This window comes from Prosthecomicrobium sp. N25 (assembly GCF_037203705.1).
Lineage (GTDB): Bacteria > Pseudomonadota > Alphaproteobacteria > Rhizobiales > Ancalomicrobiaceae > Prosthecodimorpha.
Map to the genome: position 1 here is coordinate 2,057,105 of NZ_JBBCAT010000001.1, position 16,024 is coordinate 2,073,128.

Sequence of the window (16,024 nt, forward strand, 5' to 3'; positions counted from 1 at the left end):
CCGTCCGCCATGGACGAGGCCGACCTCGACGAGCCGATCCCGATCTCGGCGCTCCAGCACGCGGTCTGTTGCCTGCGGCAGGCCGCGCTCATCCACGTCGAGCGGATCTGGGAGGAGAACCGCTTCACCGCGGAGGGCCGCGTCCTGCACGAGGCGGCCGACGAACCCGGACAGCGCCGGCGCCGCGACGTCCGGCGCGTCACCGCGCTGCCCCTGGCCCACCGGCGCCTGCAACTCGCAGGCGTCGCCGATCTCGTCGAATTCCGAAAGGACGGCGCGGGCGAGACGGCCTACCCGGCCGAGTTCAAGCGCGGCAAGCCGAAGTTCCACCGCGCCGACGAGGTCCAGCTCTGCGCGCAGGCGCTGTGTCTGGAGGAGATGACCGGCCGGCCCGTGCCGCAGGGCTCGCTCTTCTACGCCGAGACCCGCCGGCGGCAGGAGGTCTCCTTCGACGCCGAGCTCAGGGCCTTGACCGAAGAGACCGCGACCGAGCGGGCGCGGGTCCCGCTCCACCGCCTCGGGTCTGTCGTCGTCTTCGGCGCGATCTTCGTCTCGCCGCCGCTCATGCAGGCGCTCGCGGCCGGCGGCATCACCCTCGTCCTCCTCGACCGGGCGGGCCGGTTCCAGGCGCGCGTCGAGGGGCCGGCCGCCGGCAACGTCCTGCTTCGCCGGGCCCAGTACCGGGCGTCCGAGACGGCGCCCACCGAGATCGTCCGCAGCATCGTCGCCGCCAAGATCGCGAACTAGCGCGCCGTACTCCAGCGGGCTGTCCGCGACCACGGCGGCGAGTTCGGTGACGCCGACGGCGCGGCCATGCAGGCGGCGGTCGACCGGCTCGCGCGCATCCTCAGGAGCCTCGACCGACCGGAGCTCGACGTCGACGCCCTGCGCGGCGCGGAAGGGGAGGGGGCGCAACTCTATTTCGGGGTCTTCGAGTACATGCTGCGGTCTCCCGACCCCGAGATCCGCTTTCGCGGCCGCTCGCGCCGCCCGCCGCTCGACCCGGTCAACGCCGTCCTGTCGTTCGTCTACACGCTCTTGACGCATGACTGCCGGAGCGCGGCGGAGGGCGTCGGCCTCGACCCGGCGGTTGGGTTCCTGCATCGCGATCGCCCCGGGCGCCCGAGCCTCGCGCTCGATCTGATGGAGGAACTCCGCCCCGTACTCGCCGACCGGCTCGTCCTCTCGCTCATCAACCGCCGGCAGCTTCGCGCGAGCGACTTCGAGACGCGCGACGGCGGGGCAGTCACGCTCTCGGAGGACGGCCGCCGGACGGTCCTGACCGCGTGGACCGAGCGCTAGAAGGAGGAGCGGCGGCATCCGTTCCTCGACGAGACTGCGCCCCTCGGGCTCGTGCCACACCTGCAGGCTCTGCTGCTGGCGCGGCATCTCAGGGGAGATCTCGACGCCTACCCGCCGTGGTTCTGGAAGTGAGCGAAACCCACAGTCCGACAGCTTTGGTCGCGGTGGCTCCTGCGCGCGCTGCCCTGCCCCCTGCCGGGCGATCCCCTCGCCGGATAGACCGAGCCGTTCGCGTCGTGAAGGGTTGGCAGAAGCGGCTCGACCGGGCGCGTTCCCCGGTGGGACGCGCCCGATCGCCGAAATCTCTCGGCGGACGCGCCCGGGTCCGGTCCTTGCGGTGTCGATCGAACTGGGTGGCACCATCGATCCCGACGCATCCTGGTAGTCCGACCGCGCATCTCCCGGAGGGCCCATGCTCGTGCTCGTGACCTACGATGTCGCCACCACCGATCCGGGCGGCCACCGGCGTCTGCGACGCGTCGCCAAGGCCTGCCGCGATTACGGCCAGCGCGTCCAATTCTCCGTCTTCGAGATCGAGGTCGAGCCGGCCGTCTGGACCCGCCTCAAGGCGACCCTGGAGGCCACCATCGAGCCGGACAAGGACAGCCTGCGCTACTACTATCTCGGCGCCAACTGGCAGCGCCGCGTCGAGCACGTCGGGGCCAAGCCGGCGACCGATCTCGACGGCCCGCTCATCGTATGAAGCGATGTGTGCGCGAGCCGGGATCCGCGCGAACCTCGAGCGAACCCGATCCGCCAGGACGGTTCGCGCCAAGGCTTTCTCATTGCCCGGACACGCAAATCTTACCTCCCGCCGTCGACCCGTTCTCCTCCCCCGCCCCGAGTCAGGCCGGTTCGCGCGGACGCGGCTGATTTACGCAAACGACCAGTGAGCTATGATTGAGGGGTCGCCCCTTCACGGGGGCGTGGATCGAAACGTCGCGTTACCCTCCCGCTTGGGAGGACGCCACGTCGCCCCTTCACGGGGGCGTGGATCGAAACTTTGGCTTCCACCACAACCGCGACCACGGCCAGTAGTCGCCCCTTCACGGGGGCGTGGATCGAAACGGGGGCGCGAGATCAGGCCGTCTCGCGGGCGGCGTGTCGCCCCTTCACGGGGGCGTGGATCGAAACACGATCGGGGATGACTTGGTCATTGCCGGCGGATGTCGCCCCTTCACGGGGGCGTGGATCGAAACACGTCGCTGTCCGTCGCCGTCATGTCCGGCACGACGTCGCCCCTTCACGGGGGCGTGGATCGAAACCGCCCATTCCGGCGCCCTCGCCGGGATCCGTCGCGGTCGCCCCTTCACGGGGGCGTGGATCGAAACGGGTCCGGCCTGACCGGCACGGTCCGCCGCCCGGTCGCCCCTTCACGGGGGCGTGGATCGAAACCATTGGGCGCCGCACCAGACAGCGCATCGCGCCGAGTCGCCCCTTCACGGGGGCGTGGATCGAAACCACATGGCCGTGGCAAAGCCGGACCCGCAGGGCATGTCGCCCCTTCACGGGGGCGTGGATCGAAACTGCGCCGCCTGGTCGGCCCTGCCCGCCGAGGCGACGTCGCCCCTTCACGGGGGCGTGGATCGAAACAGAAGAAGTCCGTGCTTCTCGACATGGCGAACCGGTCGCCCCTTCACGGGGGCGTGGATCGAAACGCACTGATCGCCAGCCACTACGGCATCAACCCGGGTCGCCCCTTCACGGGGGCGTGGATCGAAACATCTCGAAGCTTTGGCGCTCGCGGTCGGCCTGCTGTCGCCCCTTCACGGGGGCGTGGATCGAAACACGCCACGTTCGAACACCACGACGCAGCCGACCGCGTCGCCCCTTCACGGGGGCGTGGATCGAAACGCCTCGACGGCCGCGCAGACGGCCCCCATCGAGCCGGTCGCCCCTTCACGGGGGCGTGGATCGAAACAAATCGGTGGACGGGCTCGGCTACGTGGTCGACCCGTCGCCCCTTCACGGGGGCGTGGATTCAAACAGGAGCCTGTAGCCGTACCTGGGGTCGTAGAGGACGTCGCCCCTTCACGGGGGCGTGGATCGAAACGAGAGGTCGGCATACCGGGCGGCCACGGAGACGTGTCGCCCCTTCACGGGGGCGTGGATCGAAACTGGTTCAGCTCGGCGACCGGGTAACGCAGCACCGTCGCCCCTTCACGGGGGGCGTGGATCGAAACCAGCTCGGATAGGCGACGCCCCGGACCTCGACCGTCGCCCCTTCACGGGGGCGTGGATCGAAACGGCGAGCCCGGCGGCCGGCCAGGCCCGCGCTTGCGTCGCCCCTTCACGGGGGCGTGGATCGAAACGACCACGGCCAGTAGTCAGGCCGGTTGATCGCGTGTCGCCCCTTCACGGGGGCGTGGATAGCCTGAACCGCCAGGCGTCCCCTCGCTTTTGAACATAGGATCCGACAGCCATGTGGGCTCGCTTGTGGACCACGGTTGTGGACCCAAGGCGCCTTGCTGCCGCCTGTGCGGCCAAGCTGGTGGTTCTATTCGTCTTTCGGGAATGTGGCTGGGGGACCTGGATTCGAACCAAGATTAACGGAGTCAGAGTCCGCTGTTCTACCGTTGAACTATCCCCCAAGGGAGCTTGCGGGATCCGGTCGGCAGGAAGGCCGGGATCGCCGAAGCGGGGGTTTGGTATCATCGGCCTCGGGGCATTTCAAGCGCTGTCTGGCCGGTGTCGCATCCGGCGCGCGGTGCGGGGGAGGGACGCGCGCGGGAGGACGGGGCCGGGTCGGGCGGACCGTGGGGGCCAGCCGGCGGACCGGCCTCCCACGGCGTCCCGGCCCGCGGCTGCCGGTCGGACGGCGACCGTCCCCGCCCGGCGGGAGCCCCGGTGGCGGTGCGTCGCCGGGCGATTCGATGGCGGGGCGGGCCGTCCCTGGTCGATGGAGCGGAGCGGCCGGGTCGGTCCGATGTGCAGCGGCCGTAGCGTCTGGTGGTCTTTCAGGGCGCCCGGGTCGATCCGGCCCGAGCCCCAGCGGAAGCGTCGACGGGAGGCAGGACGAAGTCACGCTAGCCTCAGAGATGGCTTTCGGAGGCAGAGAAATCAGCCGCGGAACAACATGGCTGGGGCAGGGAACATGACTGGGGGATGAACGGGCAGTTCAGAAACGGGCGGAGTGTCGTCTTGTCCGGCCTCAATTTCTGTTGACGGGGTACTGGCGTGCGCGCGCCTTGACAGGGCAGGGTGGCCGTGCACACTGACCCGGAAATCCTAGTCTCGCCATAGTGATCCGATGCCGACCGTCGCCATTGCCGTCGTCAACGAACGCAACTCCGAGGAGATGCGGCAGGGCTACGTGTTGCCGGTCCGGATCGGCCGCGGCGCTGCCTGCAATATCCAGCTCGATCCGGAGAACCGGGCGATCTCGCGCCTCCACGTCGAGATCCTGGAGGAGAACGGCCGCATCGTCCTCCTCAACCGCGCGCTGAACCAGAACGCCACCATGTTCCACGGCCGCTCGCTCGCCGCCAACGAGAAGGTGGCCCTCGAGATCGGCGACAGCTTCCGGATCTTCGACTACGAGCTCAAGGTTCTCGCCCCCTCGACCCTCGGCCTGCTCCACGTCGACAAGGGCTCGCTCCGCCCGCGCGCCGAGCATCCTCTCGTCCCCGGCGGCGCCATCCTGGCCTACGGCGACGCCCATCATCTCACCGTCGAGCCCGTGGCGCGCCTCGACCGGATCGATACGCAGAAGATCGCGGGCCGCCTCGCGCTCCTCTTCTACTTCGACGGCGACCAGCCGACCTTCGCGGTCCTGTCGAACCCGGAGGGCCTGCAGGTCTTCCTCGACCGCGGCCTGGTCCAGCAGGACGCCCTCTACATCCAGGCGCTCGACACCATCGAGATCGGCGACCACCGCTTCGAGATCCATCCGGTCGGCGAGCCGGCGATCGTCTGCGAAAACCCGAGCTGCCAGGTGCTCAACCACTACGACCGCGGCGAGAACTGCCGACTGTGCGGCACGCGGCTCTTCGGCGCGACCCGCATCGTGCGCGGGAAGATCTGACTGATGGAACCGATCGAGATCCATGTCCGCGACGCCGAGGCGCGTATCGTCGCCCGCTTTCAGCTGACCGACGACGGCGAATACACCCTGGGCCGCGACCAGGGCAGCGTCGAGATCCCGCTCGTCGATCCGAGCGTCTCGCGCCGGCACGCCGCCATCCGCCTCGCCGCCCGGCGCCTCTTCGTCACCGACCGGGGCTCCACCAACGGCACGCGCCTCGGCGAGGCCGTGGTCGACACTCACTGGTACGAGTGGTTGCCGGGCGTCACGCTCCATGTCGGCATCTTCACCCTCGTCCAGGAGGCGAGCGATTTCGCCGACGAGGACCCGGCCGTCGAGGACGACGACGACAGGACGGCCGCCATCGGCCGCGGGTCCCCGCGCGCGGCCGCCCACGACGCGCCCTATATCGAGCCCGAGTTCCCGGGCCGCCTGTTCGCCCGCGACGTCGTGCCCATGGCCGAGCTGCGCGCCTCCGGCAAGCTCGCCGGCGAGAGCGCGTATCTCGCCGTGGGCGGCGGGATCGGCTCCTTCGTGTGGGTCGACCACCTGAGGATCTTCGGCGTTCCCGAAGAGCAGATCCGTGTCATCGGCATCAGCGACGTCTGCTACGAGAAGTGGAAGGAATACTGCGAGAATTCGCAGATCCCGAGCCACGAGCGCATCCGCTCCAATTCGATCTCCACGCCGGACAACATCTGGGGCTTTCCCGGCTACGCCCTGCGCGAATCCTGGCGCGACCTGAAGAACGGCAAGGTCCAGGGCCTGAAGCACGTCCTCCAGGTCTTCGGCGAGCCGACGCTCGCGGAGAGCTTCACCCCGCGTGCCGAGGACGTCCACGCCTCGCTCGACCGCGAGCAGACCCGCATCGGCTGGTCGCGCATGATCACCTTCGGCCGCGCCCTGTCGCTGCGCAAGACCGACGACGGCCGCTACGTGCTCGCCTACAAGGTCCCCGCCGACCACGCCGACGGCGACCGCGACCGCTTCTGGGTCGGCCGCTTCGTTCATGTCGCGACCGGCTACCCGACCACGCGCTATCTGGACGACCTGCAGACCTTCAAGCGCCAGAACCGCGGCTCCAATCGCGTCGTCAACGCCTATGAGCACCACGAGGCGGTCTACCGGGCGCTCGCCGAGAAGGGCGGGACGGTGGTGGTCCGCGGCCGCGGCATCGTCGCTTCCCGCGTCATCCAGCGTCTGTGGGAAACGCGCGCCCGCAACAAGCAGATCGGCATCCTGCACCTGATGCGCGGGCCGGTGCCGCAGGGCACCAAGTTCGACCTCGCCCGCCGCGCCGTTCAGTTCGACGTCGAGCTGCAACCCTTCAACTGGCCGAAGTCCTGCTGGGGAGGCCACTTCCGCAAGATGCTCGAGGAGGCCTCGCCCGAGAAGCGCAGCGAGCTTCTGTCGATCTGGGGCGGCACCACCACGGCCGAGCGCTCCGACTGGCACGACCTCATGGCCGCCGGCACCCGCGAGGGCTGGTACCGCATCTACTTCGGCGAGGTGAAGAAGATGCGGCTGAAGAACGACAAGGTCGTCACCGAGATCGTCGCCAAGGGCCAGTTCAACGAGACGCTCGACCTCGTCGCCGACTACGTCATCGACTGCACCGGCCTGATCGCCGACGTGACCTCCTCGCCCTTCCTGAAGGACGTCATCGCCCGCTACAACCTGCCGCGCAACAAGGCCTCGGGCGCCGGCCCGGAGAACCGGCTCGCCGGCATCACGGTCACCAACCAGTTCGAGATCAAGGCCCTGCGCAACGGCGAGGGCCGCGTCTACGCGGCCGGCGTGGTCACCCAGAACGGGCCCTACGCGGCGGTCGACAGCTTCCTCGGCCTGCAATACGCCGCGCTGCGCAGCGTCGACCACCTGCACGCCCTCAAGGCCCCCGGATTGCGCCGGATGGGCGCCCTGCAGTCGGCCGCCCAGTGGCTGAAGTGGTGCGCGGGGGCCCGCCCATGACCCGCCCCGCCGCCTGCCCCCCGCGAGGCGAACGCCGTCCGGAGATCCGCCCATGATCCCGACCCTGCTCGGCCGCTGGCAGACCCGCATCCTGCTTTTCGCGGTGATCGGCCTGCCGGTCACCTTCGTGGTGGCGCTCGCCTTCGCGGGCTGGAGCTGGCCGCCGCTCTGGGAGCCTTTCCTGTTCCTCGGCACGCTGCTCGCGGTCGGCCTCATCCTGGACGTGGTCTACTTCAACATGCAGCGCTTCCGCTGGGACCACGACTGGCCCTTCGCGTTCTTTACCTTCTTTTCCTTCGTGGAGTTCTTCATCGTCTTCGGGCTGATGCGGCTGAACTGGCTGCCCTACCTGCCCGCCTGCCAGTTCGAGGGCCGCAACCCGGCGACCCGCGAGCTCGTCTGTCAGGTCTATACGATCAGCTTCGCGGACGCGCTCACCCACTTCCTGCTCGTCTTCCTCCCCATGCTCCTCGCCGTCCTGGCGGCCGTCCAGGTCTTCGCGATCCGCTGGCGGTTCAAGGGTGGCGAACTCGGCCGGTTTCCCGTCACCGAATGAGCGCCGCCGCGATGAGCGACAAGACCGGCTCCCCCGCCGTCGGCATCTGGATCGCGAGAGGCCTGCTGGTGGCGCTCTTCGCGGCCCTGGTCGCCTGGCGCTGGAACGCCGGGGCGCTGGTATCCGGCGACATCGCCCGCTCCGGCCCGCTCGTCTTCGTGACCGGCTTTCTCGGCGCCCTCGTCGCCACCGCGACCGGGTCGGGCGGCGGCTTCGTCTACGTGCCCGTCTTCGAGCTCCTGCAGGACCTCTCGCTGGTCCGCATGACCTTCCACCAGAACGTGGCGACTGCCTACGTCATCCAGGTCTTCGGGATGACCATGGGCGCGCTCGGCTGGATCGGTCACCTCTACCGCCACGGCGATCCGGAGAACGGCTACGAGCTGACTTCCAACGACCTGATCTCGATCGTCTTCACCACGCTCTGCGCCGCCGTCCCGGCCATCCTGGTCACCCAGGTCAACGTGCCGCTCTCCGACCGGACGCTGCAGACCGCCTTCGTCATCTTCGGGCTCGCGCTCGGCGGCGCCCTCCTGGTCTTCGCCTGGGCCTTCCGGCGCGCCGAGGTCGTGCGGACCCGCCCCGAGCGCTTCGACCTCTACATGTTCCTCGTCCTCGGCGTGGCGGGCGGCTACGTAACGGCCTTCTTCTCGGTCGGGGTCGGGGTCTTCCTGGTGATCTATCTCGTTTTCCGCAAGTTCCCGGTTTACGGTGCGGTCACGGCGGCCGTGACCGTCTCGGCGGTGACCGTCGCGGCGGGGTCCGTCTATAATCTCGTCGCAGGCCGGGTCGTCTGGGAGGTGGCGCTCGCCGCCGCGCCGGGCGCGCTCCTCGGCGGCTACGTGGCGCACTGGGTCGGTGCCGCCGTCGGCCCGCTCTGGCTGAAGACCTTCGCGGCGTTGTGGATCACGCTGTCGAGCCTGTACTTGATCGTGAGGGCATTGGCATGATTGCGAAAGCCGCCGTGGCGGGGACGGCCGCGCAGCCCGGGGGCGCCCCGGCCGGGAGGACGGCCCGGGGCGACGGAACGCCGGGGCGGGCGCGCCCGTCTGGCTGGACCCGACTCCGCGCCAAGATCGCGGCCGTTGCAGTCGCGGCCTTCGCCGCCGCGGCTCTTGCCGCCCCGGCCCTGGTGCTGCCCGCGGCCGCCCAGGAGCCGACCACCTTCCAGCCCCGCTGCCTGGTCGCCACGCTCGACAACGCCCCCCACGCGATCTGCGAGACCGGCGCGATCGCCGGGGGCCGCATCACCCACGTCCGCTTCCAGAAGGACGGAGCGACCGGCACCGCCGAGGCGAACTTCCTGTCCTTCACCACGGTCGGCAAGTCCGCCGCCGTCCTGGCGCTCGTCGACCGGGGCGACCGCCGCCGCACCCGCACGGTCGGGCTCGCGGCCGCCGACCTGCCGCGCCTCGTCGAGGCGGCCCGGGCCGCCGGCCCGAACAACCGCTTCGGCGTCGGCCTCCTGGCCGACCGCTTCGAGCTGTCGGCCCAGATCGGCGCTCTGCGCGACGAGGTCGCCCGTGTAGCCGCCGCCATCCGCCCGGACTTCACCATCGGCGATCCGAGCCGGCTCGTCCCCGACGCCATCCGGCAGCTCACCCTCGCCCAGGCGGAGCGCTACGTGCTGGTCCTCTTCTCGGACGGCAAGACCGAGGACCGCGGCTACGGGCGCGACGACGTCATCAAGGCCGCCCGCGACGCCAAGGTGATCGTGGTCGCGCTCGCCTACCGCGAGCGCCCCGAGGCGCCGGGCCCCGAGACCGGGTCCCTGCGCCGCCTCGCCGAGGAGACCGGCGGGCTCTTCTTCGACGTCGGCGGCGCCACCGGGCGCCTGGACGACGCCGCGGTCGCCCGCTTCGCCCAGTTCGTCGGCTCCGGCGGCACCGCGACCTTCCCGCTGAACCGCAACGACCCGCGCGGCCGCTACCTGATCACGCTGGAGTTCGAATCCGGCCGCAGCGTCTCGGGCGCCTTCTTCGCCGACGTCGCCGCCACCCCGCCGCCGCCCCCGCCACCGGCGCAGACCGCCACGCCGCCGGCGCAGACCGGCACGCCGCCCGCGCGGACCGTGCAGGGCCCGCAGACCGTGGGGGGCAACGCCCCGCCGAGCGGGCAGCAGACCGCCCAGGCCCCGCCGCCGAGACCCGCGACGCCGCCGCCCCCCGCCGACGCGCCCGGGCTCGCCGAGCGCAGCGGCCTCGACAACATCAAGGACTGGCTCGCCGCCGAATGGCGCGCCCGGCCCGCCGTGCTGGTCGGCATCCCGCTCGTCCTGCTCCTCGCCCTCGGCGGCGTCGGTTTCCTGCAATGGCGGCGTCGCAAGCGCACGCCGGTCCTCGCCTGGCTGGAACTCGCCGACGACGCACGCACCCGCGTGCCGGTGACAGGCGTCGGCGTGCGCATCGGCCGGCACTCCGACAACGACATCCGCTTCGAGAACAGCACCGTCCACCGCTTCCACGCGGTGCTCGGGCGGGACGTCGGGACCGGCCAGTACGTCATCTCGGACGTCTCGCGCGACCAGGAGCGTTCCAACGGCGTCCTGGTCAACGGCGAGCTGGTCACCAAGGCGACGCTCGCCAACGGCGACGTCATCGAGCTCGGCGAGGTGAAATTCAGGTTCCTCTACGCGTGAGGGGGCCGAGGACGGCGAGGCCGTCCCCGGCCGCCGCGACGATCGACCATGTGCCAGGAAACGGCCGTCCGCCGACGGGACAGGGGCGGCAGACGGCGAAGGAGGCTCAGATGCCCGACAAACGTCCGGAAGACCAGGATAACGAGCCGACACGGATCGTGCAGCGGCCGGGTCCGAAGAACATCCCCGTCCAGCTCGGCGGCGGCGGCCAGCCGCCGGCCGCGCCCACGCCGGTGTCCCCCCGCTCGCCACTCGAGCCCCCGCCGATCCCCGGCGGGCCCTTCGATCCGGTGGGGTCGAACCTCGAGGCGACCCAGCTCGCCCCGAAGCCGCGGATGGAGCCGCCCCGGCGGCCGGTCGCGCCCGGCGCGCCGCCCGTGCCCCCGGTGCCCGTCAGCCCCTTCCAGGCCGCCCCGCCGCCCCCCCAACCCGTCGCCCCGCCGCCGGTCGCGGTCCAACCCGGGCAGCCCCCCTACGTGCCCCCGGCGCCCTCCGTGCCGCCGCTGCCGGCCGGCACGGTCGTGCAGCCCGGCGGCTACCCGCCCCACGGCCAGCCTCGCCAGCCGACCCATCCGCCCATGATGGAGAGGCCCATGGCGGACATGCCCATGGCCGAGAAGCCCATGATGGCGGAGCGGCCGATGCCGGCGGAACGGCCCATGATGGCCGAGAAGCCCGCCCCGGCCGCTCCGGCCCCGGCGCCCCGGCGCCCGCCGGCGCCGGTCGATCCGGTCGTCGGCTGGGTGGTGGTGATCAAGGGTCCCGGCCGCGGCGCCTCGCGCGAGATCTATTCGGGGCGAAACGCCATGGGCGCCGACCCCGAGCAGCTGATCCCGCTCGACTTCGGCGACCCGGCGATCGCGCCGCGCGGCCATGCCTTCATCGTTTACGACAACGAGGGCCGCGAATTCCTGATCGAGGACGGCAAGCAGAAGGAGCTGGTCCGCCTCAACGGCAGCGTCCTCTCGACCACCCGGCCGATCCGCCATGGCGACGAGATCCGCATCGGCGCGACGACCCTGAAGTTCGTCGCCCTCTGCGGCCCCGACTTCGACTGGGCCGACCAGGCCGCCGCCCCCCCGGCCTCCCGACCGGCGCCGTCCTCCGATCCCTTCGCGACCCCGGACCCCTTCATGGCGAAGGAGACGACCGGCGTTCGAGACGCCATGCCGCCCAAGGACATACCGCCCAAGGACATGGCGCCGGCCCGGGAGCCCGTGATGGAGAAGCCCGCGGCCGAGATGCCCATGATGGACACGCCCGCCCCGGCCCACGACCGCGGCGCCGACGAGCCGCACGCCATGGAGCCGAAGCCCATGGAGCGCAAGCCCGCCGAGCCGGGACCCGTGGACCCGACACGCATGTGGGACGACCCCTCGGGCGAGTGACCGGGCCGCCGCGCCCCTGCCTCCGTCCTTCCCGGGCCCGTCCCGGGCAGGACGGCCGCACGATCCTGAGGCGCGGCCGGGCGTCGGCCCCGGGCCTCAGCCTCGGTCGCTGAACAGCACGCCGCCGCGCGCCTTGCTGTCGCGCGTGCTCTCTACGATCTGCACGACCACGTTCTCGGCCGGAACCTGCAGGTTCCGCGTGACCGCCTCCGTGATGTCCTTCACGAGGCCGCGCTTCTGGTCGATCGTTCGACCCTCGACCAGGTAGACGACGATCTCCGGCATCACGTCCTCCTGCTGCAGGCCGCAAGGCTGGGCCCGCCCGCCACCGGCCACAAGCGGACGGGGGACCCGCCCCGGCTCGAGGGACGGACCGGCCCGTCCAGGTCCGCGCCTCACGTCCGGATCGACAGCCAGCGTTCCATGGCCTCGCGGCTGCGCCCGCCGATGATGCCGTCGACCACGTCGTCAAAGCCCGCGACCTGACGCAGGAATTGCTGGAAGGCCTTGCGGGTGTCGAGGCTCCATTCCTCCAGCCCGACGTCGCCGATCGCGCCGCGGCGGCGGACGACGAGGTTGTCGGGCCCGTAGGCGATCTGGAGATACTGGGTCAGGTAGCGGACAGCGAGGTCGACATTGCGCGGGACCCCGCGGCCGCCGTCGTAGAGAAGGCTCAGGAACCGCATCGCCGTCGGGTCGCGCTGCTCGGCGTCCCGCGAGAAGGCCTGGAACGCCTTTCCGTACCAGAGCGAGGCCTGCGCCGGGTCGGGATTGATGAAGCGGCGGTTGAGCTTGCCCCGCTCCAGCGCCTCGCCGAGCCGGTACATGGCGGGCGCATGGCCGCGGTTCGCCGCGTCGGTCAGGAGGCCGAGGATCTCCTGGTCGTTGTTGGTCGTGGCCTTCTCCGAATAGGTGTAGAGCAGCGCCAGTGCCGTCCCGGCCGCGGTCACGCCGCGCGACCGCGCCAGCTTGTAGGCCCGCTCCGCCTCCAGGTCGTCCTCGGGGCCGCCCTGGCCCTTGTCGGCCATGATCCCGTAAAGGAACGCCGCCGCCCCGCTGCCGCCCTCGGCCGCCTCCCGATAGGCCGCCCGGGCCTCCGCCTCGCGCCCGTCCCGCTCGAGCGCCCGCCCGAGCGCGAGGCGCCAGCGCGCCGTCCCCGGCGAGTTGGCCAGCACGGCGAGGCAGGCCGGCACCGCCCGCGACGGGTCGATATGCTCGAACTGCTTGGGCGCGACCCCCTTCGGCAGGTCGGAATCGTAGAGATAGCCGGCGAGCCGGTCGCAGTCCGTCGCCGCCGCGGCCCCGCCGCCGATCGCCGCCGGCGGCACCGGGCCGCAGGCCCGCGCGATGTCGCTCGCCCGCCTGCCGGTCGGATCGAAGAGGCCCGCCACGGAATTCGGCAGCGCGGTCGCGCCCGTCACGGACGCCAGGAGCTGGCACGACCGGTCCGCCCGCGAATAGACCCAGCCCTGGCAGCTCTGCCCGGAGCGGCACAGGAAGGCGCATTGCTCGGGGTTCGGCTGGCTGCCGAGCGCCACCGTGCTGCCCTGGCCCTCCGGCGCGCAGTTCGGCGGCAGGTCGCGATAGTTGGGCCGGGCCTGCTCGGACTGGACGAGCCGTCGCCGCGCCAGGTCGACCACCGGCTGCGCCACGCCCCGGTAGACCCCCGATACGCGCGACTGGTCGGGCACCACGTCGACCGCGCTGGCGAGGATCTGGCAGCGCCGATCGCCGCCCGAGAAGCTGTAGGCGACGCAGCCGTTCGTGTCGGTGCAGACGGCCTGGCAGTCCTCCGGGGTCGCGGCGCTGCGCGCCCGGTCGCTCGGCAGCACCGCCCCGATCACGTCGAAGCCGGCGAAGAACTCGGCCTGCCCGCGATTGGCCTCGGTCGGCGGCACCCGCTCGCGCAGCGCGCTGTCGATGCGCCCGACCAGCGCCGTCTGGCGCACGTCGACGAAGACTTCCGCGTCGGCGCGCCGCCGGATGTCGTCGACCTGCCCGAGGAGCTGGCACTCGCCTTCCGCCTGGACGGCGGCGATGCAGCTCTGGTTCGACAGGCACGACTGCCGGCACGCGTTGCCGTCCGCCGAGCGCTCGCGCGCGATCACCCGGCCGACGAGGTCGGCGCCCAGGAAGGCCTGCGCGGTGCGCGTCTTGGCCGTCACGGTGCGCCGGATTGCCTCGGAGAGCTTGCCGTCCGGATCCTCGACCCCGGTGACGAAGCCGACGCCCGGTCCCGCCGCCGCCGCGTCCACCTCGCGCACCAGCCGGCAGGCGTTGACGAGGCTCATGTAGGTCCAGGCCTTGCACTGGGCGTCGGACTGGCACGCATAGGCGCATTGGGCCTGGTTGGCGACCGCCCGCGGGCTGCCGGCGCCGATCAGGGTCATGCCCTCCAGGGTCCGGAACTGGCCGCGCCGCCGGCTCTCCGTCTCGATCGCGCCGCGCACCGTCCCCACCGCGGCCGTGCCGGAGCGGACCGCCGAGGTCGCCCCGCTTTCCGGCTGCACGCCCGCCACGTCCGCCACGAGGCGGCACTGCCCGCCGGCCAGCGTGAAGCCGTCGCAGGCCTGGTCGGCCCGGCAGGCGGCCTTGCAGGCCTCCGTGCCGCCGCCCGTCGCCGCCACCGTGGAAAGGTCGCGCCCGGCCAGCGCCACGTGGCCGAACTCGGTCCAGTTGGCCGGCGGCGGCGGCGGGGCGCCGCCCGACCCGCCCGCGCCCGCATCGGCCGGCCGGGGCGGGGCGTCCGTGGTTCGTCCGGCCCCGCCCGCCGGCGGATCGGTGCGCTCCGCGAGGGGGCGCTCCGTGACGGGCCGCTCCGCGACGGGCCGCTGGACGACCGTCTTCGGCCCCGGACCCGGCCCGACGACGCCGGCCAGATAGGCCCAGACCCCGCCTGCGGTCAGCACGAGAACCAGGAGCGCGGCGACGAGCCGGCCCCAGCCGCGCGCGGCCGGCCGCAGCTCGTCGGGCGCGAGCACGATCGCGGGGGCGGCGCTGGTCGCCGCGTCGTCGAGATGCTCCATGCGCGGCACGATGCCGACGCTCTCCCCGCCGCCCGTCGGTCCGGTCGGCCGGCGCGGCGGCGGCAGGGCCATGTCATGGACGTCGATTAGCCGCGTCGCGTCCTCGGCCCCGTCGCCGGCCGCCACGGGCCGGGACGGAACCACCATCGTGGCGTCGTCGAGCCAGCCGAGCGTGGCGCGGAATTCGGCGATGGTCGCCGGCCGGTCCCGCGGGTCGAGCTTAAGGGCATGGTCGATGCCCTCCAGGAACACCGCGCTGTAGAGGAGCGGCTCGCGGGCGGCCTCTCCGGCCGGGACGTAGGGGTCGTGGTCGCGGCCGTTGAGGGCCACGTCGTGGGAGCGCTTCAGGGGCTTGACGGGCGGCCGGCCGACCACGGCCCTGTAGAGCACGCCGCCGAGGGAGAAGATGTCCGTATGCCGCCCCTGCATGCGGCTGTCCTCGGCCGCGAGCTGCTCGGGCGGCGCGTAGTTCGGCTGCGCGAAGGCGGTCGAGTTGAACCGGTCGGTGTCGAGGCCTTCGCCGGCGGCGCCGAAGTCGACCAGGATCGGTTCCCCGATGTCGCTGATCATGATGTTGCGGGGCGTGAGGTCGCGGTGCATCCCGTTGTTGGCGTGGATGTAGTCGACCGCGTCGAGCACCTTGTCGAAGATCGGCCGGAGCTCCGCCTCGCCCGGCGGGGAGGACCGCTCGAGGAGCCACTGGTCGAAGCTCTTGCCCTCGATGAAGTCCATGATGAAGTAGGCGGTGTTGTTCATCCGCAGGAAGTTGAGCCCCCTGACGATGTGCGGATGCCGGTACCGCCCGGTCAGCTTCGCGGCCTCCTGCTCGAACTTCTTCAGCGCCGTCTCGTAGGAGCCGCTCGACACGTCCGAATGCAGGATGACCGTGTTGTTCTGCCGGCTGGCGAAGCCCTGCGGATAGAACTCCTTGACGGCGACCGTGACCCCCGTGACCGGGTTGGTCGCCCGGTACGTGATGCCGAAGCCGCCCGCCCCGATGACCTTGTCGATCACGTAGCCGCTGATGTCCGTCCCGAGGGGCAGGGCGTAGGGGTAGGCCCGGTCGTTCATGACCATCCTTGTGTGTCGCGCCGCCGAGTGTGGCGCGATGGCAGCTTG

At 71.6% G+C, this 16,024-nt stretch carries 9 protein-coding genes, 1 tRNA gene, 1 pseudogene and 1 CRISPR repeat array; of the genes and pseudogenes, 8 read left to right on the top strand and 3 right to left on the bottom strand.

All coding sequences use genetic code 11. The features are described 5' to 3' along the window. The first annotated feature begins 9 nt into the window (after positions 1 to 9). Together cas1c and cas2 are read left to right on the top strand one after the other, a co-directional pair. Positions 10 to 1,302 (top strand): annotated as a pseudogene (cas1c, locus tag WBG79_RS27605) (type I-C CRISPR-associated endonuclease Cas1c). A 412-nt stretch (positions 1,303 to 1,714) separates the two neighbouring features. Further along, positions 1,715 to 2,005: a CRISPR-associated endonuclease Cas2 gene (cas2, locus tag WBG79_RS09315; RefSeq protein WP_337356830.1), complete on the top strand. Its 291-nt coding sequence runs from the start codon at positions 1,715 to 1,717 to the stop codon at positions 2,003 to 2,005. Between the two features lie 204 nt (positions 2,006 to 2,209). Next, positions 2,210 to 3,421: direct repeats of the CRISPR family, unit length 31 nt; unit sequence GTCGCCCCTTCACGGGGGCGTGGATCGAAAC. Between the two features lie 398 nt (positions 3,422 to 3,819). Here cas2 and WBG79_RS09320 read toward each other — a convergent pair. Next, positions 3,820 to 3,893: transfer RNA gene (locus WBG79_RS09320), tRNA-Gln, on the bottom strand. Between the two features lie 659 nt (positions 3,894 to 4,552). On the opposite strand from WBG79_RS09320, the gene WBG79_RS09325 reads away from it, so the two are divergent. The 6 genes from WBG79_RS09325 to WBG79_RS09350 all read left to right on the top strand — a co-directional run bounded on the left by WBG79_RS09325 (position 4,553) and on the right by WBG79_RS09350 (position 11,879). Continuing rightward, positions 4,553 to 5,326 carry an FHA domain-containing protein gene (locus tag WBG79_RS09325; RefSeq protein ID WP_337356831.1) on the top strand — a complete coding sequence of 258 codons (774 nt, stop codon included), beginning with the start codon at positions 4,553 to 4,555 and terminating at the stop codon, positions 5,324 to 5,326. A 3-nt stretch (positions 5,327 to 5,329) separates the two neighbouring features. Continuing rightward, positions 5,330 to 7,297: an FHA domain-containing protein gene (locus WBG79_RS09330; protein WP_337356832.1), complete on the top strand. Its 1,968-nt coding sequence runs from the start codon at positions 5,330 to 5,332 to the stop codon at positions 7,295 to 7,297. 52 nt (positions 7,298 to 7,349) lie between these two features. Then, complete coding sequence (locus WBG79_RS09335; RefSeq protein WP_337356833.1) at positions 7,350 to 7,853, top strand: hypothetical protein; 504 nt, start codon at positions 7,350 to 7,352, stop codon at positions 7,851 to 7,853. Positions 7,854 to 7,864: 11 nt separating this feature from the next. Further along, complete coding sequence (locus WBG79_RS09340) at positions 7,865 to 8,803, top strand: sulfite exporter TauE/SafE family protein (protein ID WP_337356834.1); 939 nt, start codon at positions 7,865 to 7,867, stop codon at positions 8,801 to 8,803. Continuing rightward, positions 8,800 to 10,491, top strand: coding sequence for an FHA domain-containing protein (locus WBG79_RS09345; RefSeq protein WP_337356835.1), 1,692 nt, complete (start codon positions 8,800 to 8,802; stop codon positions 10,489 to 10,491). The genes WBG79_RS09340 and WBG79_RS09345 overlap by 4 nt, the downstream gene beginning before the upstream one ends. A 110-nt stretch (positions 10,492 to 10,601) precedes the next feature. Next, complete coding sequence (locus tag WBG79_RS09350) at positions 10,602 to 11,879, top strand: FHA domain-containing protein (protein ID WP_337356836.1); 1,278 nt, start codon at positions 10,602 to 10,604, stop codon at positions 11,877 to 11,879. Between the two features lie 96 nt (positions 11,880 to 11,975). Here WBG79_RS09350 and WBG79_RS09355 read toward each other — a convergent pair whose 3' ends face one another. Together WBG79_RS09355 and WBG79_RS09360 are read right to left on the bottom strand one after the other, a co-directional pair. Continuing rightward, positions 11,976 to 12,278, bottom strand: coding sequence for a tautomerase family protein (locus WBG79_RS09355; RefSeq protein WP_337356837.1), 303 nt, complete (start codon positions 12,276 to 12,278; stop codon positions 11,976 to 11,978). Next, positions 12,275 to 15,976 (bottom strand): protein kinase domain-containing protein, encoded by a 3,702-nt coding sequence (locus WBG79_RS09360; protein WP_337356838.1) that lies wholly within the window; start codon positions 15,974 to 15,976, stop codon positions 12,275 to 12,277. The genes WBG79_RS09355 and WBG79_RS09360 overlap by 4 nt, the downstream gene beginning before the upstream one ends. Positions 15,977 to 16,024: the final 48 nt, after the last annotated feature.